This window comes from Mesoplasma corruscae, from assembly GCF_002930145.1.
In the GTDB taxonomy this organism is placed as follows: Bacteria; Bacillota_I; Bacilli_A; order Mycoplasmatales; family Mycoplasmataceae; genus Entomoplasma; species Entomoplasma ellychniae.
Map to the genome: position 1 here is coordinate 225,019 of NZ_PHNF01000001.1, position 20,170 is coordinate 245,188.

The 20,170-nt window shown below is 27.1% G+C and carries 18 protein-coding genes and 1 tRNA gene; 1 reads left to right on the top strand and 18 read right to left on the bottom strand.

From position 1 onward, the window contains the following. From atpG to rpiB, 10 genes are all read right to left on the bottom strand, one after another. Window positions 1–855, bottom strand: a complete 855-nt coding sequence (atpG, locus tag MCORR_RS01055) for an ATP synthase F1 subunit gamma (protein ID WP_104207763.1) — start codon at window positions 853–855, stop codon at window positions 1–3. Continuing rightward, the gene (gene atpA, locus MCORR_RS01060; RefSeq protein ID WP_104207764.1) at window positions 855–2,432 is read right to left on the bottom strand and encodes a F0F1 ATP synthase subunit alpha; all 1,578 of its coding nucleotides are present in this window, start codon (window positions 2,430–2,432) and stop codon (window positions 855–857) included. Before atpA ends, atpG begins: the two co-directional genes overlap by 1 nt. Beyond that, window positions 2,432–2,995, bottom strand: coding sequence for a F0F1 ATP synthase subunit delta (locus MCORR_RS01065; protein ID WP_104207765.1), 564 nt, complete (start codon window positions 2,993–2,995; stop codon window positions 2,432–2,434). Before MCORR_RS01065 ends, atpA begins: the two co-directional genes overlap by 1 nt. Window positions 2,996–2,997: 2 nt before the next feature. Beyond that, window positions 2,998–3,528 (bottom strand): F0F1 ATP synthase subunit B, encoded by a 531-nt coding sequence (gene atpF, locus MCORR_RS01070; RefSeq protein ID WP_181021199.1) that lies wholly within the window; start codon window positions 3,526–3,528, stop codon window positions 2,998–3,000. Between the two features lie 32 nt (window positions 3,529–3,560). Continuing rightward, entirely contained in the window at window positions 3,561–3,878 is a 318-nt protein-coding gene (gene atpE / locus MCORR_RS01075; RefSeq protein ID WP_104207766.1) for an ATP synthase F0 subunit C, read from the bottom strand. Next, complete coding sequence (locus MCORR_RS01080) at window positions 3,872–4,747, bottom strand: F0F1 ATP synthase subunit A (RefSeq protein ID WP_104207767.1); 876 nt, start codon at window positions 4,745–4,747, stop codon at window positions 3,872–3,874. The genes atpE and MCORR_RS01080 overlap by 7 nt, the downstream gene beginning before the upstream one ends. 2 nt (window positions 4,748–4,749) lie before the next feature. Continuing rightward, a complete protein-coding gene (locus MCORR_RS03990) occupies window positions 4,750–5,160 on the bottom strand; it encodes an MG406 family protein (protein ID WP_104207768.1) in 411 nt (136 codons plus the stop codon). A 118-nt stretch (window positions 5,161–5,278) separates the two neighbouring features. Continuing rightward, on the bottom strand, window positions 5,279–5,902 hold the full coding sequence (gene upp / locus MCORR_RS01090) for a uracil phosphoribosyltransferase (protein ID WP_104205966.1): 624 nt from the start codon (window positions 5,900–5,902) through the stop codon (window positions 5,279–5,281). Between the two features lie 66 nt (window positions 5,903–5,968). Next, window positions 5,969–7,207, bottom strand: a complete 1,239-nt coding sequence (gene glyA / locus MCORR_RS01095) for a serine hydroxymethyltransferase (protein WP_104207769.1) — start codon at window positions 7,205–7,207, stop codon at window positions 5,969–5,971. After that, window positions 7,194–7,631 carry a ribose 5-phosphate isomerase B gene (rpiB, locus tag MCORR_RS01100; protein WP_104205964.1) on the bottom strand — a complete coding sequence of 146 codons (438 nt, stop codon included), beginning with the start codon at window positions 7,629–7,631 and terminating at the stop codon, window positions 7,194–7,196. The genes glyA and rpiB overlap by 14 nt, the downstream gene beginning before the upstream one ends. Before the next feature lie 80 nt (window positions 7,632–7,711). Here rpiB and MCORR_RS01105 point away from each other — a divergent pair, with 80 nt between their 5' ends. Further along, window positions 7,712–8,011 carry a rhodanese-like domain-containing protein gene (locus MCORR_RS01105; RefSeq protein WP_104205963.1) on the top strand — a complete coding sequence of 100 codons (300 nt, stop codon included), beginning with the start codon at window positions 7,712–7,714 and terminating at the stop codon, window positions 8,009–8,011. Window positions 8,012–8,047: 36 nt separating this feature from the next. On the opposite strand, the gene MCORR_RS01110 is transcribed toward MCORR_RS01105, so the two are convergent. The 8 genes from MCORR_RS01110 to MCORR_RS01145 form a co-directional block, all read right to left on the bottom strand. Next, window positions 8,048–8,123, bottom strand: a tRNA-His gene (locus tag MCORR_RS01110). A 58-nt stretch (window positions 8,124–8,181) separates the two neighbouring features. Next, window positions 8,182–9,057: a 16S rRNA (cytidine(1402)-2'-O)-methyltransferase gene (gene rsmI / locus MCORR_RS01115; protein ID WP_104207770.1), complete on the bottom strand. Its 876-nt coding sequence runs from the start codon at window positions 9,055–9,057 to the stop codon at window positions 8,182–8,184. 41 nt (window positions 9,058–9,098) lie between these two features. Continuing rightward, window positions 9,099–9,563: a transcription elongation factor GreA gene (greA, locus tag MCORR_RS01120; protein WP_104205961.1), complete on the bottom strand. Its 465-nt coding sequence runs from the start codon at window positions 9,561–9,563 to the stop codon at window positions 9,099–9,101. A gap of 55 nt (window positions 9,564–9,618) precedes the next feature. Next, window positions 9,619–11,385 (bottom strand): excinuclease ABC subunit UvrC, encoded by a 1,767-nt coding sequence (gene uvrC / locus MCORR_RS01125; RefSeq protein WP_104207771.1) that lies wholly within the window; start codon window positions 11,383–11,385, stop codon window positions 9,619–9,621. A 64-nt stretch (window positions 11,386–11,449) separates the two neighbouring features. Next, a complete protein-coding gene (locus MCORR_RS01130) occupies window positions 11,450–14,383 on the bottom strand; it encodes a DNA translocase FtsK (protein ID WP_104207772.1) in 2,934 nt (977 codons plus the stop codon). A gap of 80 nt (window positions 14,384–14,463) precedes the next feature. Continuing rightward, the gene (locus MCORR_RS01135; RefSeq protein WP_104207773.1) at window positions 14,464–16,281 is read right to left on the bottom strand and encodes an ATP-binding cassette domain-containing protein; all 1,818 of its coding nucleotides are present in this window, start codon (window positions 16,279–16,281) and stop codon (window positions 14,464–14,466) included. Next, window positions 16,281–18,254, bottom strand: a complete 1,974-nt coding sequence (locus MCORR_RS01140; protein WP_104207774.1) for an ATP-binding cassette domain-containing protein — start codon at window positions 18,252–18,254, stop codon at window positions 16,281–16,283. Before MCORR_RS01140 ends, MCORR_RS01135 begins: the two co-directional genes overlap by 1 nt. Window positions 18,255–18,429: 175 nt before the next feature. Further along, window positions 18,430–20,142, bottom strand: coding sequence for a ribonuclease J (locus tag MCORR_RS01145; RefSeq protein WP_104207775.1), 1,713 nt, complete (start codon window positions 20,140–20,142; stop codon window positions 18,430–18,432). Between the last annotated feature and the right edge of the window lie 28 nt (window positions 20,143–20,170).

A 20,170-nucleotide genomic window follows, 5' to 3' on the forward strand; every position in this document is an offset into this window, starting at 1 on the left:
CTAATCTTGTAAAGCACTTGCCCCAGAAACTATTTCAGAAATTTCTTGAGTAATTGATGCTTGTCTTTCTCTGTTATATTTGATACTTAAATTAAATGATAATTCTTTTCCATTATTTGTTGCGTTTTCCATTGAAACTCTTCTACTTGCTTGTTCGCTAACTTGTGATTCAATTACACACCCATAAACCATTGTGCTTAAATATATATTTACCGCACTGTCAAAAACTTCACCAGCAGATGGTTCAAAAGTGTAATTAACTTTTTTGCTGTCTGTTTGAATCACTTTTGATTTTATAATTGGAAAAATTTTTAAAATTCTTGGTTCAAAAGTGACATTATTAATAAATTTTGTATAAACAATACAAACATCATTAAATTCACCAGAAGAATAATAAGCTAATATATCATTACCAATTTCTTTAGCTTGACTATTTGTAAAATCAATATCGACATTTGTGATAGATTTTTTAATTTTCATTTTTCTTGATGAATAAGTTGATATAGCTTTTGTTCCAATAGTGTAAACTTGATCTTCAGGTTTAAAACCATTGATAACCAATTTGTTAACATTATTATTGTAACCACCACACAAACCTAAATTTGAGTTAATAACTACTCATAAGGTTTTTTTAATTTCTATTTCTTCATTTCTTAAGAATTTAGATTCAGTTGAAGAATTAGAAATTATATCACTAAAAACACGATATACATCATCCATATATTCTTGAACATCTAAAACTTTTTTGCCAATTTTTCTTAATTTAGCTGATGCTACTAGTTGCATTGCATTTGTGATTTTACCTGTATTTTTAATACTTAATATGTCGTTTTTTAAAGCGCTAAGATTTGGCATTATTTTTTCATCCCTTTAAATTCTTCATCACTACCAAACATTAAATGATTATAATTTGTTAGTTTTGCTGTAAATTTAATAATTAATGATTGTAATTCTTCTTTAACAGCGTGTTCTAGTTCTTGACTTCACTCTTGTTTTTCATGCAATTGAGATCTAAGTTTAAATGCTTTTTTATCGTTAGAAAAATAAGTAATTATACTGTCTTTAAATTCTCTTATATTCTCTAAGGGAATTCATTTAATTAAATGCTCTTTAATAGCTAATAAAATTATGGCTTGGTCAATTTGATCGATTGGTGAACTTTGTTTTTGAATTAACATTTTAACAATTCGTGTTCCATGGTCTAATGTTGTTCTAGTAGCTTCATCCAAATCAGAACCAAACTTAGCAAAAGCTTCAAGTTCATAATATTGAGCTAACTCTAATTTTAAAGTCCCTGATACTTGTCTCATTGCTTTTATTTGAGCTGAAGAACCAACTCTCGACACAGATGGGCCAATATTAACAGCTGGTCTAACACCTGCCATAAATAAATCACTTGACAAAAATATTTGTCCATCTGTAATTGAAATAACATTAGTTGGAATATATGCTGAAATATCAGATGCTTGAGTTTCAATGATTGGTAGTGCAGTAATTGAACCACCACCAAATTTTTCATTTACTCTTGCAGCTCTTTCTAATAATCTTGAGTGTAAATAAAATACATCTCCAGGATAAGCTTCTCTTCCTGGTGGTCTTCTTAATAAAAGTGACATTTCTCTATAAGCAACAGCATGTTTTGAAAGATCATCATAAACTATAAGAACATCTTGTCCATTTTCCATTCATTCTTCTGCAATAGTAACTCCAGTATAAGGAGCTAAATATTGTAGCGGTGCTGAATCTGAAGCACCAGCATTAACAACAACAGTATAATCCATTGCACCATGTTTTTTAAGTTTTTCGACTATTTGTACAATAGTGGAATCTTTTTGCCCAATAGACACATAAACACATTTAACATCTTTGCCTTTTTGATTGATGATTGCATCAATAGCAACAGTTGTTTTTCCTGTTTGTCTATCCCCAATAATTAATTCACGTTGACCTTTACCAATTGGAATAGAAGCATCAATAGCAAGAATTCCTGTTTCTAAAGGTTGATTTACAGATTTACGAGCCATAACTCCAGTTGCAATTCTCTCAACTGGTTTAGATTTATTTGTTTTAATAATTCCATTATTATCAATTGGTTCCCCTAAAGAATTAATAACTCTTCCAATCATAGCATCACCAACTGGTGTTTGAACCACTTTACCAGTTCTTTTTACAATGTCACCTTCTTTGATTTGCTTGTAATCACCCAGAATAACAGCACCAACAGCACCTTCTTCTAAGTTTAAAACCATTCCATAAACATCATTTGGGAAAATAATAAGTTCACCCATCAAAGCTTTATCAAGTCCGTAGATTAAAGATACACCATCTCCTATTGTAACAACACTGCCTTGTTCAGTTTCAACAATTTCTTTTCCATAGTTTTTGATTTGTTTTTCAATAACTTCAGAAATTTCTTTAATATTAAGTGCCATTAATTTACCTCCATTTCATTCTTCAATACTTTATATTTCATTTCATCTAATTTACCTTTAACAGAACCGTCAAATACTTTGTGATGAACAATAACTTGAATTCCACCAATCAGCTTTTCATCTAATTTATTAATTAATTTCACTTTTTTATTTAATTTTTTTGAAACTTTTTCTTCGATAATTTTAATTTGTGTTTCTATAACTTTTTCTGTTGATCAAATAACCCCAAAAACAATATTGTTATGACTTGATAAGTTGTTTCTTAATTTTTTTAAGATTTGTCTAACACTTGAAAAGGCTTGCAATTTTACAAGAATTTTAAAAGAATTTAAAATATCTTCATCTATATCAAACTGAGCAAAAGTTTCTTCAATAATATTTATCCTTTTAACTTCATCATGCGAAGTTTTAAAAGTAAGTATTTTAAAAAAATCATCTTTATTTTTTAAAACTTCTACCAATGCATTTGATTGTTCAATAAAAAGATTAACTTTATTTTCTTTTATTGCAATTTTAGTTAAAGCTGAAGCTCAATTATCAATTACGCTTTCTTTTAAAACCATAATTAATTGTCTAACCCTTCAATGAATTCATCAATCATTTTTTTGTTGCTATCTTTTGAAATTTCTTTTTTTAAAATTTGTTCCGCTGCATTAAAAGCAACTTCAACAATTGTGTTTCTTAATTCTGATTCAATTTGAGATTTTTTTTGATCAATATCTTTGTTAGCTTGTAATTTAATTATTTCTGCTTGATTATGAGCATTTTGAATAATTTGTGTTTTTTGAACATCAGCATCAATTTTAGATGCTTGAATAATTAAAGAAGATTCTTTTTTAGAGTTTTCTAAAATTTCTTCACTTTTTTTAGCATTAACATTAGCTTCTGTTTGTTTATAAACAGCTTCAGCTAAAAGTTCATTAATTTTTGCTCTTCTTTCTTTTATTACCTTTCTAAAAGGTTTATAAATTAATTTAGAAATAACAGCAACTAAAATTATAGTCGCTATCACATGAGCAATAAAATTAGGAAGATTAGGAAATAAAGAAGTAATTATATCTGGAACTCCTGCAGTCCCTGAATTTGCTATAAACATTATTCTCAAGACCTTCTTTCTATTTGCTTAAACTAAGCAACAAATATTAATAAAATCGCTATAACTAATGCGTAAATAGCACCTGACTCTGCGATACCACAAGCAATAATCATTGTTGAAGTAATTTTTGGAGCCATTTCTGGATTTCTTCCAATAGCCATACAAGCACCTTGCCCAATAGCACCTTGCCCAATACCAGCACCAATTACACCCATAATAGCAACTCCGGCTCCTAAGTATTTTAGACCATCACCAATATTAACTGTTTCAGCTAATATTATTGGTAAAATTTGTGTCATAACAGATACATATGCTGTTAAAACGTTTGTTACATAAAATGAATTTAACATTTTTCTCCTTTAATTTTTTGTTTATTTTGTTTAATTTTTTTAATTTCTGCAATGAGAAATTTTCTTTTTTCCCTATGCGGGTTTTTACTTTTCAATTCTTGTTCTTCTTCACTCATAGCTTCTGCTCAATAAGATAAAGTTAACATTATAAACACCACTGATTGAATAATCGAATCAAATATATCAAAGTAGAAATGAAGGAATGGTGTAATAACACTTGTAAAAATATTTACCCCTGATCATCAATACTTATATTGATATGTTCAATAATCACTATTTGGTGCTACATTCCATATTCCAAATGATGGTCAATGTCCATCAATTCTTTCACCACTTCAACTACTTTGAAAACCTATAAATAGCGCGTAAACTAATCCTAAAATAATTGAACCACCAAGAATATTACCAAAAAGACGAAATGACATTGATAATAAAGGTGTAAACTGTGTAAATAGTTCTAATGGGTTTTTAAACTTTTTAAAAAAAGCTGCTCTTTGATATTTTATACCAAAATAATAGATCATCACAAATGTAACTAAAGCCATTGAAAATGTAATAGTTAATGACGTGGTTGGCGATTCAAAACCTAACAAAGAAATCATCGAACCTATAAATATATAAAAAAATATATATAAAAAGTATGGGGTTATAGACCTATATTTTTTCCCCATTATTGAAACAACTAAATTTTCAGTCGAAGAAACAATCATATCAACTATCATAACATATCCTGAAATTTCATCTGATTTATTTTTACCTTTAACTTTAACATTATATGTAATACAAATAGCACATATAACAATTGTTGTTAAAAATATGGCAGTGAACTGAGAAGTAAATTCTTTTCAACCTTCTAATAGTTCTGACAAAACTACACCTCCTTATTTGTTAAATTATTATTGACTTGCAAATTAATGAAAGGGATGAATATCAAAGAAATAAAACCGATCATAACTCCATTTATGTGAAAAATATAATTCACATTTAAAAAAGCAATAAATAACGGGGTAGCATAAATTCCTACTTTCAATAAAAATAAAAAATAAAATAAAAAGTGATTTTCTGTTCTTACAATAACATTAAATGATTTTTTAGCAATTCATAAAACAAGTAACACAGATGTAAAAGATAACAACAAACCTAATAACCATGAATAACTTAAAACATTTGCTACTCATAGTATAAAAAGAACCATACTACTGCAAACTATATAAGTTAATAGCCCCAATAAAATTTTATTGTTTAAAAATCAATTCTTTTTAAAATTATTTTTTAACTCCATTTAATAAATAGCGACCTTCCTACTACCACGTTATATAATATTTTACTCTTACTATATAAAGAGACAATAAAAAAGGGAAAAATAAAAAAAATCTATTTAAAGATTTTTTGTTGGAATTTTATTTTGTCCCAAATATTCTATCACCAGCATCTCCAAGACCTGGAACTATATAACCTTTTTCATTAAGTTCTTTATCTTTTGATGCTGCATAAATTTCTACATCAGCGTGTTTTTCTAACACTCTGTCAATACCATATTCAACAGCCACTAAGCACACAAACTTAATTTCTTTTACCCCTCAAGATTTAACAATATCTATCGCTTTAATAGCACTTCCACCAGTTGCTAACATTGGATCTACTATAATTACATAACTATCTTGAATATTTTCTGTCTTTTTTGCAAAATATTGATGAATTTCTAAAGTTTCTTCATCTCTGTACAAACCTATATGAGCAACTTTAGCAGTTGGAATTAAAGTTTGAATACCATCTAACATTCCAATTCCAGCTCTAAGTATGGGCACTAGTACAATAGGTTTATCTACAGTATAACCTGTTGTTTCAACCATTGGCGTTTGAATTTGTATAGGTACTAATTTAATATCTCTAAAAATTTCATAAACCATTAGTTGTGCAATTTCGTTTAAATTTTGTCTAAAATCTTTTGATGAAGTTTCAATTTTTCTCATTCTTGTTAATTTATCAATAATTAACGGGTGTTTCAGTTCTGTAAATGCCATTTTTTTCCTCTAACCTTCTTAAATTATTTATAATTATAAATGCTAAAACATTTTTGTGTTTAAAATTTAATATTTAATATTTTTATAAATAGGAAACTTTTCGCATAAATCTGATACTTCTTTTGAAAGTGCTAGTAAATTTGCTTCAGATTGATTTTTTAATGATCTTGAAATAATTGAGGCTACCTTAACAAACTCTGCTTCTTTAAAACCTCTTGTTGTCATGGCTGGTGTTCCTACTCTGACACCGCTTGTGACAAAAGGTGTTTCAGCATCAAATGGAATCATATTTTTATTTGTTACAATCCCTATTTTTTCTAGTATTTTTTCAGCATCTTTTCCTGTAACCCCAAATCCTGATTTAACATCAATTGTAATTAAATGATTGTCAGTTCCATTAGCCACAAGTCTTATTCCTTCCTTTTGTAAAGCTTTAGCAAACGCCTGTGCATTAACAACTATTTGTTTTGCATAATCTTTAAATTCTTGTGAATCAGCTTCATATAATGCTTGAACTTTACCTGCAATTTGATTTTCTAATGGTCCACCTTGAATTCCTGGAAATATAGCTGCATCAATTTTTTTAGCTAAAGATTTTTTACAAAGTATCATTCCACCTCTAGCACCTCTTAAAGTTTTATGAGTTGTTGTTGTAACTACATCAGCATATTCCATTGGGTTAGGGTGAGCTCCACCAGCAACCAAACCAGCTATATGAGCCATATCAACCATTAATAAAGCTTCAACCTCATCAGCTATTTCTTTAAATTTTTTAAAATCAATAATTTTAGAATAAGCACTAGCCCCAGCTACAATAAGTTTTGGTTTGTGTTGTAAAACAATTTTTCTAACTTCATCAAAATCAATTTCTTCAGTGTCTTTATTAACTCCATAATGTTTGAAATCATAATGTTTCCCTGAAAAGTTAATTGGATATCCATGAGTTAAGTGTCCACCAGCGTCTAGACTCATAGCTACAATTTTATCACCATGTTCTAAAAGGGCTCTATATACACCTTCATTAGCTTGACTTCCTGAATGTGGTTGTAAATTTGCATGATCTGCTTTAAATATTTTCTTAGCAAGTTCAATTCCTAAACTTTCAATTTCATCAATAAATTCACAGCCTCCATAATACCTTTTTCCTGGATAACCTTCAGCATATTTATTAGTTAAAATACTTCCTGATAAAGTTAAAACAGCTTCACTAACATAATTTTCACTAGCAATTAGCTCGATATGATTTTGTTGTCTTTTTAACTCATTATTCAAAGATTTTAATATATTTTCATTAATTTTTTTCATTTAATATATCCACTCTTTCTTGATGTCTCCCACCTTCAAATTTAGAATTTAAAAATGTGTCAACAATTAAAATTGCTTTGTCAATTGCTATTAACCTTGCTCCTGTTGCTAAAATATTAGCATCATTATGTAACCTTATTAATTCTGCTGTTTGAACTTCATAAACTAAACCAGCTCTTGCACCCTTAACCTTATTAGCTGCGATACTAATACCAATGCCAGTTCCGCATAAAGCAATCCCGTAACTATTTGCATCTTTAACAACTGCCTGAGCTAACTTAACTCCATTATCAGCATAATTACATGATTGACCATCGTTATTACCTAAATCCTTAACCTTATATCCTTGTGATTCTAAATGTTTTTTAATTGCTAATTTCATTTCAACTGCTGTATGATCATTTGAAATATAAATATTTTTCATAAAAACCTCGTTTCTTTTTATTTAATTTTATATCATTTTTTATTTATAAGTATCATAATAATTTATAGATAGGATAATGTATGAAAAGTATTGCAATTAATAACAAAGAGTTTTATGCGTTGGTCAAAGAAGGATACACAGTTGTTGATGTTAGAACCCAAGGTGAAGATACAATAACAGGGCTTTATTTTAATAGTGCTATAAACATACCATACCCCAAAGTAATAAATAGTGCTTCAAAAACTTTTCCAGACAAGAATTCAAAATTGATTTTTATTTGTAACTATGGACAACGAAGTAGTTTAACTGCAAAAGAGTATCAAAAAATGGGTTATTCAAATGTTTTTGTTCTTTCCAGTGGGCTTTATAATTTAAAATAAAAAAGCATGATTTAATCATGCCTTATTTTTTATAAATGGGGCGCCGAACGGGAATTGAACCCGCGAATGTCAGGACCACAACCTGATGTGTTAACCACTTCACCACCGGCGCCATAAAAGATACTTTCTTATTATACTTAATCAATATATAATTTGCAAATAAAAAAGTACTAATTGTTTTTGATATAAATACTATATATTTCATTTTTAGTTAAATTAGCTTGATTAGAAACTACTTGACAAGCATCTTTTAGTTTATTTCCTTGTTGAAGTAAAAGATTAACATTGAATAATATTTGTTCAACTGACATTGTTGTTTCAACTATTTTTTTATTATTTAAAACAATAACAAATTCCCCTTTTTCAACGAAACTTTCAGATTGAATAAACTCATTTATTTCAACAACAGTACCACGAATAAATTCTTCGTTTATTTTTGTCAACTCTCTAGCTATTAAAATTTGACTATCACTTTCAACCAACTGCGACAGTGCATTTATTGTGTCTTTTATTCTATGAACAGATTCATAAAAACTAATTATTGTTTCAGTGTAATGTTCTAATATTTTTTTTAATTCATTAAGCTTTGAAGTTTTAGATTTATTAACTATAAAACCATAGAAGTAATTGGTATTATTTACAAAACCACTTGCTACAATTGCGTGCATGTAAGCAGGGCCAACATTAACACTTGTAATATTGCAAATGTCTTTCGCTAATAATTCTTGTACAACTAAAGCTCCTGGATCACTTATTGTTGGACAACCAGCATCACTAATAATGGCTATACTTTTACCTATTCTTAAAATATCTTCGATGCTTTTTATTCTTTCTTTTTCATTAAACTTGTGCAAAGATATCAAAGGTTTAGAAATTTTGTGTTTTTTTAAAAATGTGCTACTAGTTCTAGTATCTTCACAAAAAATATACGAAACATGTTTTAAAGTGTCTAACGCTCTTAAGCTAATATCATCAAGATTACCAATAGGTGTTCCTATTAAATAAACTGTTGGCTTATCATTTTTAAAAGTTTTTTGAATATTCATAACTCTCCTTATAAACAAAATTACCCTTATGGGTAATCTAATTATTTAATATCTAAAATTTTAACTGAGTATGGCTTATCAACAGATTTAACATCTACTATGTCACCAACTTTTTTATTTCAAATAGCTTTTGCAATGGGAGATTCATTAGAAATGTAACCTTTGAAAGGATCTGCTTCTGTAGAACCCACTATTTTTACGCCTAATTTTTCTTTTGTGTTTAGCATTTGCAGTTCAACTTTTGAGCCTAACTGAACATTATCAGTTTCAACATCTTCAATGATAATTGCTTTATCTATCATGTTTTCTAGTTCTTTAATTCTTGCTTCAACTTCAGCTTGTCTTTTTCTAGCTGCATCATAATCAGCATTTTCGCTTAAATCACCTTGATTTCTTGCTTCAACTAATTCTTCAATAACTTTTGGTCTAACTTCATCTAATAAGTATTTTAATTCAATTTTTGCTTCTTCAATACCTTGGTGAGTTAATAAAATTTCTTTTGCCATTTTTTGTCTCCTGTTTTTAACTTTTTAATTATATAATTATTTTCACTAAAAAGTATTACTTGTAATCATCTAAATATTTTTTAAGATTAATAAATGCTTTTTTATTTTTTAATAAATTTATTAACTCTTCATCTTTGGTTTGTTTTATTTCATTAATTGTATTGTACTTTTTAAATAAAATTTGAATTCTCTTTTCTCCCAATCCTTCAATGTTCATTAAGTCATTTTTTAAAAGTGATACAGCTTGTTTTTTTCTATATCCTGATTTAGCATACTCATCTACTCTTATTTGCATCGCACTTAATCAATTAAATAATTTCAAATGAACTTTTATTTCTTTTTCTTGTTCATTTACATCAATAAGTTTTTCGGTTCTGTGTTTTTCATTTTTAACTAATCCTATAACACTAATAAACTCAAGACCAAGGGTTTTTAATATCTCTTTTGCTGCATGAATTTGAATAATCCCACCATCCATAATAATTAAGTCAGGTAAATCTCTTTTCTCCAATAAAGCCTTTTGAAATCTTCTGTAAAGCATATGCTTTAAACGGTCATAATCAGATGTGAATTTTGCATCAATGTTGTATTTTCTAAATTCATTTCTAACTGGGTGTCCATTGATATAAACAACACAACTTCCTGTTATAAATTCATTTGCTATATTTGAAATATCAAACATTTCAATTCTTCTTAACTCTTTTTCAATATTAGATACATTGGCTAGTTGCAACAATATTTCTTGCTCATTTCCAATATTAATTGTTTTTGATATTTGAGATCTTCTAATTATGTCTTTTGCATTTTCAAATGAAATATCAAACATCTTTAGTTCATCTTTTGTAATAGGGTGAGTAGCTATTTTCTTAAAATCATCTGATAAATTAATTAATTGTATTTCATTTGAAAGAATTAACTTATCAGGAATAATATTTTTTTTGTATATTTGATTTAAAAAATGTTGCATTAAATCATTGACATCTTGTTCTAAATAAGTTTGAATATGTTCATCTTTTAAAATAAGTTGACCTGATCTGTAAAATAAAGTAGATATAGCAATTTTTTCGTCATCTATTAAAAAACTTATAACGTCAATATTTAAATCATTTTGAAATTCAACATTTTGTTTGGTTGTCATAAAACTTAATGTTGCTATTTGTTCTTTTATTCTTTGAGCTTCTTCAAACTGAAGATTTTCAGAAGCTTTATTCATAAAAGCAGTTAAATTATTTTTAACTTCCCCAATATTGCCTTTAAAAAACATATCTACTTTTTTAATTTGCTCTTTATAAAAAAGCTCATCTACTTCTTTAAAGCAAGCTCCGCTACACTGATTTAAAAAATAATGAAAACATGGTTTACCTAAATTACCTTTACATCTTCTTAAAGGAAATAATCTTTGTAATGTTATTAAACTATCTTTTGCTTTAGAACCAATAGGCAATGGACCAAAACTTCTTAAAGCTTTTTTATCCACTTTTCTAATATATTTATACATTGGATCTTTTTCATTAGTTATTGTTATATAGGGATAAGACTTATCATCATTTAATAGAACATTATACTTTGGTCTATACTTTTTAATTAAATTTTCTTCTAAAACTAAAGATTCTTTTTCATTAGAAACAACAAAATACTTTATATCAACAATTTCTCTCACAAGTTTTGTTGTTTTTAAATTATGAACTCTATCAAAGTATGAAGAAACTCTTTTTTTTAAATTTTTTGCTTTACCAACATATATAACATTATTATGTTCATTATAATACAAATAACATCCGGACTGATTAGGAAGTGTACTAATTATAGATTTAATATTCATAATCCTCCTTAATGTTTTAATATTATATATCTTTATAAAATAAAAAGTGCTGAAGCACTTTAAATTACTTTCTAAAAACTTCTCTTGGTTTAGCCCCATTTTTTGGTCCTATAATCCCACTTTCTTCTAGTTGGCTCATTATGTTAACAGCTCTAGCATCACCAATACCAAATCTTCCTTTTAATTCAGAAGTTGTTAGAGTTTCTTTATTAAGAGCAAATTCTTTAGCTAAACCAAATAATTCATCCTTAGTCGACATATTAGAAAGGTTTTCACCATCAAATTTATCATCATATTCTGCTTGTTGTTGAGCTATTGTAAAATCAACAATTTCCTCAATTTCTTCATCAGACATAAATGCACCTTGTGCTCTCATTAAATCTCCACCACCAGGTGGCATAAATAACATGTCACCACGACCTAGCAAGTTTTCGGCTCCAATTGCATCAAGAATTGTTCTTGAGTCAGTTCCAGTTGTTACTGCAAAAGCGATTCTTGTGGGTATATTTGTTTTGATAGTTCCTGTGATAACATCAACTGATGGTCTTTGAGTTGCAACTATTAAGTGAATACCAGCCGCTCTAGCCATTTGTGTAATTCTCATAATTGATTCTTCAACAGCTTTTCTATCACCTGTCATCATTAAGTCAGCAAGTTCATCAATAATAACTACATGATATGGCATTTTTTTTGAGATGCTTACCTTTTTGTTGTATCCATCTATGTTTCTAACTCCAAGACTCATGAAAGATTCATATCTTCTTTCCATTTCTAAAACAACCATTTTTAGAGCATTAGCAGCTTGTTTCATGTCAGAAATTACTGGACTTAGCATATGAGGTATTCTTGAGTAAATTGACAATTCAACTTTTTTAGGGTCAATCATAATAAACTTTACTTCATTTGGCTTTGCTCTTAACAAAATTGAACATATTAAAGTATTTATCATAACTGATTTACCAGAACCAGTTGATCCAGCTACTAATAAATGTGGCATTTTATTTAATTGAGCTGTTAAAGGCTGACCTAAAACATTTTTACCAAGCACAAAAAGTAGTTTGTCGTCTTTATTAGATTCAGGAATAGATTCTATTATTTCACGCATTGAAACCATTTCTGAAAATGAATTTGCAATTTCAATACCAATTAAAGTTTTTCCAGGTATTGGTGCTTCTAAACGCATGTTATGTGTAGCAAGTGCTAGTTTTAAATCATTTTCCAAACTTGTAACGCTGTTAACTTTAGTTCCAGGTTTAGTTTGAATTTCAAATTTCATAACACTTGGACCAATAATTGTGTTTACAACTTTTGCATTGACATTGAATTGAATAAAAGTTTCATCAATTGCTAAAGCCTTAAGGGCAGCATCTTCTTTATTAGCTCTATCTTTGTCATAATCTTTTTCAATTTGAACCAAAACATCAATTGGTGGTAACTTGTAATTTTTTTTGGTTTCTATTTTCATTTCTTCGATTATTGGTGGTAATAATGTTGTCTCTTTTGCTGTTTGTGTTTCTAAAATAACTAAATTTTCTTCTATCGTTGGGTTTGAAACGTTTTCTTCTTGAGTAATAATTTGAGGTTCAACTTCATTAAAAATAAGTTTATTATTGATTTCGTCAATATCATCTTTAAAAAAGTCAATAGTTATATCTTGTGCAACTAGTGATTTTTCTTCATAAATTGAATTTAAAAAAGTTTCATCACCTTCATCATTATTTACCAAATGTTCTTTAATACTATTTTGTTCTTTTACATCCTCTTTAATTTTTTGAAGTGATTCTTTTTCTTCTAATGCAGATTCTATAGTTATAGTTTTAAACTCATCAACATTGCTAGTAGTCAAATTAGCAGTTGGTTCATTAATTGCAAAATCAGATGGTTTTTGCAAAGCTGTTTTTCTAGCTAATTCTTGTTCAGTTCTTTGTCTTCTTGAAACAAACTTATATTGAGGTTGGATAAGTTGTGAAATTTCTTCAGTTTCTAAATCAACTGATGAATCTTCAATTTCGTTTATTTCTTCTAAATCCTCTAATTTTTTGTCTTCATTTTTAAAATATGAAGGCATTTGAATTGTTAGGTCTGAAGTCTTAATATCTTCTTCTAAGTCTATATTTTGCCCAAAAACATTAATGCTTTCTCATTTACTTATTGACTTTAAAGGTTGAATGCCAGCTTCTTTTGTTAATTCATTCTGAACTTTTGAAGCTTCTAATTTTTTAGCTTCTTTTAATCTTTGTTTTAAATTTGGATTTCTTTTAGCATTTAAAGAAAGAATTCTAAGTGATCTTCCTTTCCTTTTATTTTTTGCTTTGAATAAATAAAATGGATCGCCAGTTAAAACTCAACAAGCATGAATATAACTAACAAAAAACCATAATGAAAAAGCACCAACAATTGAGGTATAAGCTGTAACACCAGTTAAGAAAGCACCAATTATTCCTCCACCACTTTCAAAATTAAAATAACCTCTTATTTCTGGTTTAAACAATAAATGTAAGGCATTATGAAAATTACCAGGATAAAATATAGAGTTAATAAATCATTTTTCAGAATAATTAATAAACATTAAAGAAAAAATGTCTTTTTGCCACAAGCCACTAAAATCTTGATTTTGCGATAACTGAAATGAATAAAGAATGAGTGTTATCAATCAACATAGAATAACAAAACTTAAAAACAACATAAAAATAAATCTTTTTTTAAATTTAAATCTTATTCCTGTAAAAATACATATATCTACAAAAAACAACAATAAATAAACAAAATATTTAAATCAACCAAATAAAAAATTAAAAATAATGTCATCAAAAAACTGGCCTATAACAGTTAATCTTGTGAAACTTATAACTGAGAAAAAAAGAACAGTAAATCCTGTAACAACCCAAGAAATAGAATCATTTCTTCTTTTTGTTTTTGTTGTTATGAAAGCCGATGTTCTATCTTCATTTCAATTATGATTAGCTAAAATTTCTTCTTCTTTTAAAGTTTTGGGCATAAGTTCCTTTTCAATTTCCTATATTATACCAAAATTGATATTTTTCACAAATAAAAACTAGCATAAAGACTAGTTTGCAATTATTTTTTCTTTAAATTGTTTATTTCTCTATTGTTTAAATAGACAAAATGTTTTTTAGATACTTCTGTTCATTTTGGTAAATCAATATTATAATCATGGTGTTCTGACCATGGATTGTATATTAATTCATTTAGATTATCTTCACTTTCAACAGATATTCTTGAAGAAATAAGTGTTCTTGTGTAAGGGTGTTTCGGATCATTAAAGATTTCTTCTTTGGGACCTAATTCCAAAAGCTTACCATTAAAAATGATTGCTACAGTATCAGCTCATAACTCAACCACGTTTAAATCCGTTTCAGCAATTATAAAAGTCGAATTAAATTTTGATTTTATTGTTCTCAATAGTTTAATTGCTTTAACTTTAGAAAAATTATCAAGGTGTGAAAATGATTCGTCCAAACTAATGATTTTGTTTGGTACAATTGCTGAAATTGCTATAATTAACAACTGTTTTTCTGAAATAGATAATTCAGTAAGGAAAACTTTTAAATAATCATTTCCTAAACCTACAGCTTTTAAAATTGACTCAATAATGAGCAATTTGATTTTTTTTCCTGATAGTTTTTTTGAATTAAAATGAGAATCTAAAGAATCATCTTGACTTATCATGTAATCTTTATAATCTTTAATAATAATTTCATTTTTTAAAATAGATTTATTAAGATCAATATACTCGCTTAATAATTCCCCAACAGTTATTCTTTCAGAAAGCAACTTTGTTGAGTCTTGATTAATAACATTAATCATTTTTTTCAATTCTTTTAATTCAGAATAGCTTGGTGTTTGATATTTTGGATTTTTACTAATAATTTCTTGTATATTTGAAAAATTTAGTAATTGTTTTATGATAACAAGATTGTAAAGTTCATTTTCATCAATAGAAGAATCAATTTTTTCATCTAACCAAGCTTCTCATTTTTTTCTTTCACCGCCACGAGATAATGAGGCTGATAAAAGAATTTGATTCTCATCAATTTCAATAATAGTTTCATTAATTTTAATCATATTTTTTTCAACTTTTTTCAAAACTGATGTTAAGTCCTTATAGAATTTTGATATTGAAGTATACTCTCTAGCCTGAACTAAATTTCTAATTTCTTCAATAAAAGATATTTTTTTCAAAATATCTATTAAATTTGAAAGGATCAAGTAAACTTTTTTTTCACATTTGATAATAGTTTCTAACATTTTTTGTAGTAATCCTTCTTCACCAATGTTATCATTTTTTAATTCTTGTAAAAATTTTTTTTGTTTATTATAACCCGAAATGTTTTGGTATATTAATTCAATACCATCATCTAATAAGTTTTCCATATTAGTAAGTTTAATATCTTTTTTATCTGATATAACATCATAATCTTTAATGTTTTCACCTTCTGAAATTTTAAAGTTTTTTTTGTCTGGATAACTTAATGATTGTTTAGACTTAACATCAAAGTACTTGTTCTCAACAAATTTAAAATATGATTCTTCTAATTCATCACTGTATGACTTTAAGGATTTTTCAATATCATTAAGAACTTTTTTAAAATCTTTTTGAATTTCTAAAACTTTTTTATTTCAAATGTATAAATTGGGTTTTTCACCTAAGGCTAATGTTTCTTGAAAGTAAACTGAACCAGATTGAATTGTAGCATTACCTAAAATAGAATTGACTAAGTTAGATTTACCTGAATGCATTTCACCTAATATTGCGAATGTTTCACCTTCATTTATTTCAAATGAAATATTTTTGATTTGGTTTGATTCTTTTAGAGAAGTAGTAATTAAATTTCTAACTTTCAAAATTGGTAATTCGTTAACTAATTTTGGCATTATTGATTACCTCTTCTTGCTTTAATTTTAAATTCTTCTTTTATAAAATGTGATTTTGTTATTTTAGAAAACTTGTTAGGAACTAAAACATAGTTTTTCTCAGCATAATTTTTTCTTAATAATTTTTCATTAAAATTATTAAATAAATTGTCTGAAATATTATCAAGATTTTCTTTTTGAAATATTTCTTTTACATTTAATTTTAATGCAATCGATTCTGGGTGTATTGCATTATTAATAATTTCTTTAGTATTTCCATACTCAACAATTTCACCATCATGAATAACAGCTATTCTATCAGCTATTTTTGAAGGAATTTCAAACGACTGTGTAAATAAAATCACAGTCAAATTCAGTTCTTCTTTAAGTTCTATAATTAATTTTAATAGCTGATTTTTAATGTTTGATCCAAGTAAATTTGCTGTTTCATCTCAAACTAAAACTTTTGGAGAAGATGAAACTGATTTTGCAATTACAACTAATTGATTAATAGTGTCAGAGCATTCTGATGGCAACATATTAAATATTTCTTCAGCATTGACAAGACCTAATCTATGTAATAACTCCAAAGCTTTTGAGTGAGCTTCAGATTTTGAAAGTCTTTTTGTTGAAGAAATAATATCAGAAATTTGATGTCCTATCTTAACATTTGGTTTTAAAGATTGGTTTATGCTTTCAAAAATTGTGCTTATAACCTCTTCGTTAATAAATTTTAAATCTTTTTGCAACTCAGACCTATTTTTAGAAGGTTTATGTTTTTGAAAGTTTCATTGCGCTAGAACTTTATTAATTTCTTCTTTTGAAACTTTTTTTTCAACTAGTATTTTTGAAACTAAATTAATTAAGTTGTTTTCAAAATCTGTTAAAAATTCTTTTTTCCCCAAATATTCTAATCCGTCTTCTATTAAACTTTTTTCAACCATTTTAATAGAATCTTTATTTATTTGAATATCTTGCATTAATAAAGAAAGGTTTTCAATAGAACCATCACTTAACTTTTTGAAATTTGAAAGTTCATAATTAGCTCTTCTAATAATTTCTAATTGATCATCTATTAGCTTCATTTTTAATAAAATCACTTCATTTTGATCTAATTTTAAAATTTGGTTGTAGTACTTCATTTTTTTTAAAGAAGCTTTCCTTGTCTCAACGTTTAAAAATTCTTCATTATTTAACAAAAACTTAATATCACTTTTTAACGATTTCATAAATGCATAATTTGTTTTTGCTACACTAATTTGAATTTGTGAAATTGCTAATTTAATATTTTTAATTTCATTTTTATGATATTCTATAACTTTATAATGTACTATTTCTTCTTTTTGGTCTATTGTACTTGCAAGAATTAAAAATGAATTATCAATTGCACTTTCATGTTTTTGAATTCTTTTTAATAGCTTATTGATCAGAGGCATTGATGGAGATGTGTTGTTATTAATTGACTCATTCTTGTCCTTTAAATAAGTTGATGAGTGTAACTGAGTTTTTTCATATTGAGACATTCTGACTGTTTTATCTAAAATAGATTTAAACATTACGGTTTGTCTATGTGCTTCTTCTTCTTGTATTTTTGATATTTCTTGTCTCAATTTGTAAATTTTAATAACCGCTTTATCAATTATTGTTTTATTTGTAAGAGTAATGATATTTTTTGTTACATTAGATAAGTTACTTTTTTGATAACTCACTAAATCAATTGGAGATAATATGTGGTCTTTGCCTTCATCAATAGTTGCTTTTGTTGGATAGTACATAATAGTCCCGTTTGAAACATAAGAGTTTTGATTTAGTGAATTACTTAAAACTTTTGTCAATACAGTTTTACCTGTATTTGACTTTCCAACAATAGCTAATATTTCATTTGCATAAACATCGAATGAAATATTTTTAATTACATTTAATGTTTTACCTCTTGTATTGGTTTTTACGATAACATCATTAAATGAAATTATAGTTTCTTGTTTGTTTTTCATCTTTGTAATTTCCTATCTATTTATTTTTTTAAATGGTCATAAAAATGTTGTTTAAAAACATCAATTATTTATAATGATACCTTATAATTGCATTGAAATCAAGATGTAAAATATCATTAAATGTGAGTTTTTATTACAAAAAGTAAAAAAAGTAAAAAAAGGCAAGTAAATTGTACTAAACCTTATTTTTTTTATTTTTAAATACAAAATTTACACCATTGAATTCGTTAATTATGCAAAGCACAATTGGTTGTTTACCAGACTCTTGTTTTATCGAAGTTCTAACCTTAGTTACAATTTCTTTTTTAATTTCATTTAAGTCATATTTCTTAGGGTTTTCATTAAATAAACTTTGCCCTTGTTGTATTGATAACTCAATATCTTTTTGAATAATTTTGAATATTGGGTTATCTTCTTGAATATAAACAACACCACGCATCTGAGTATCAATCATTGAAACTAATTCTTTGTTTCTTGAGTCTATTGTAGCACCAAGTATAATAACACCATCTGTAGCTAATTGTCTTCTTTCATTTAACACTATTGTTCCAACATCACCAATACCTATTTCATCAACATATGTATTACCAAAATCAATATTTTTCTTCTCTATAGTTAAAACTTTTCTTGTTAAATCAAGAACTTGACCGTTATTGATAACAGTAATGTTCTCGGGTAAAACACCAGCTTCAACTGCAGCGCTTTCTGCTTTTAAACCATCTTTAAATAACGATTTAACTGGTATAAAATATTTTGGCCTAACAATACTTGTTAAAACTTTCACATCCTCATAAGAAGCATGCATTGTTCAAATATTTCTATCACTTAAAGCTATAAGCCTTGCATCTGTTCTTGCTAGTTCATCTAGAATTTGAGCATGTTTTTTTTCTATTCCAGGGGCTGGTGGAGTTGCTAATATCATTAAATCTTTTGATGTCAATTCAACTACATCATCATTTCCAGTAGCTACTTTAGTTAATTTAGAATAAAGTACATCCACAGTTCCAGAAATTATCAAAACGCCATTGTCTGATTTCATATATTCTTCAATAGATATAATATCTTCTGGAAGGATATTAAGATTTTTACTAATTAAATTTGATTTTAATACTTGTGCCATCAAACGCCCATAAACAGCAATCTTTCTATTATTTTCTTTAGCAACTTTACATATTTCACCAAGTTTAAAAATATCTTCTTCAAAAATACCAATAGCTATTCTTGTTTTCTTTTCTTTAAAAGGGATTGAAATAAAATCTTGAATTTTATGATTTGGAGCTGTGAAACCACTTCTTGAAGCATATTCACTATCTGCTATTAAAGCTAAAACTCCTTTTTTACCAATATCTGATAAATGGTTAAAATCTGTTGAAAAGTAAGATTGTTCTTGGCCATCAATTATATAATCTCCAACATATACAACAACACCTTGTTCGGTGTGAAAAGCATAACCAAAAGATTGTGGAGATGCAGACGTTGTTCTAAAAACTTCTACTTTTACATTTCCAGCTTGCAATACGTCTTTATCTTTTACAACTTTATAATTTTGATCTTTATTATTTTTAATCCTCATTCTAGAAATTTTAATTGTTGATATTAATTTTGTTATTTCATTACAATAAACTGGTACATCCATGTGCTTTAAAATATATGGAACAGCCCCCATATTATAACTTGCAGAGTTTGTTAAAAAAATTCCTTTAACTCTTTTTTTGTTATCTATAATGTAATCTATTTTAGGAATAACTATATCTACTCCTAAAATACCTTTATCAGGGTATTTTACACCTGCATCTAATATAAATAATTCTTCACCAATTTCTAAAACAAAAAGGTTTTTACCTCTTTCATCTTGTCCACCAATTGCCATAAATCTTATTTTTGACATTAATTTTCTCCTATTCAATTTTTTATTT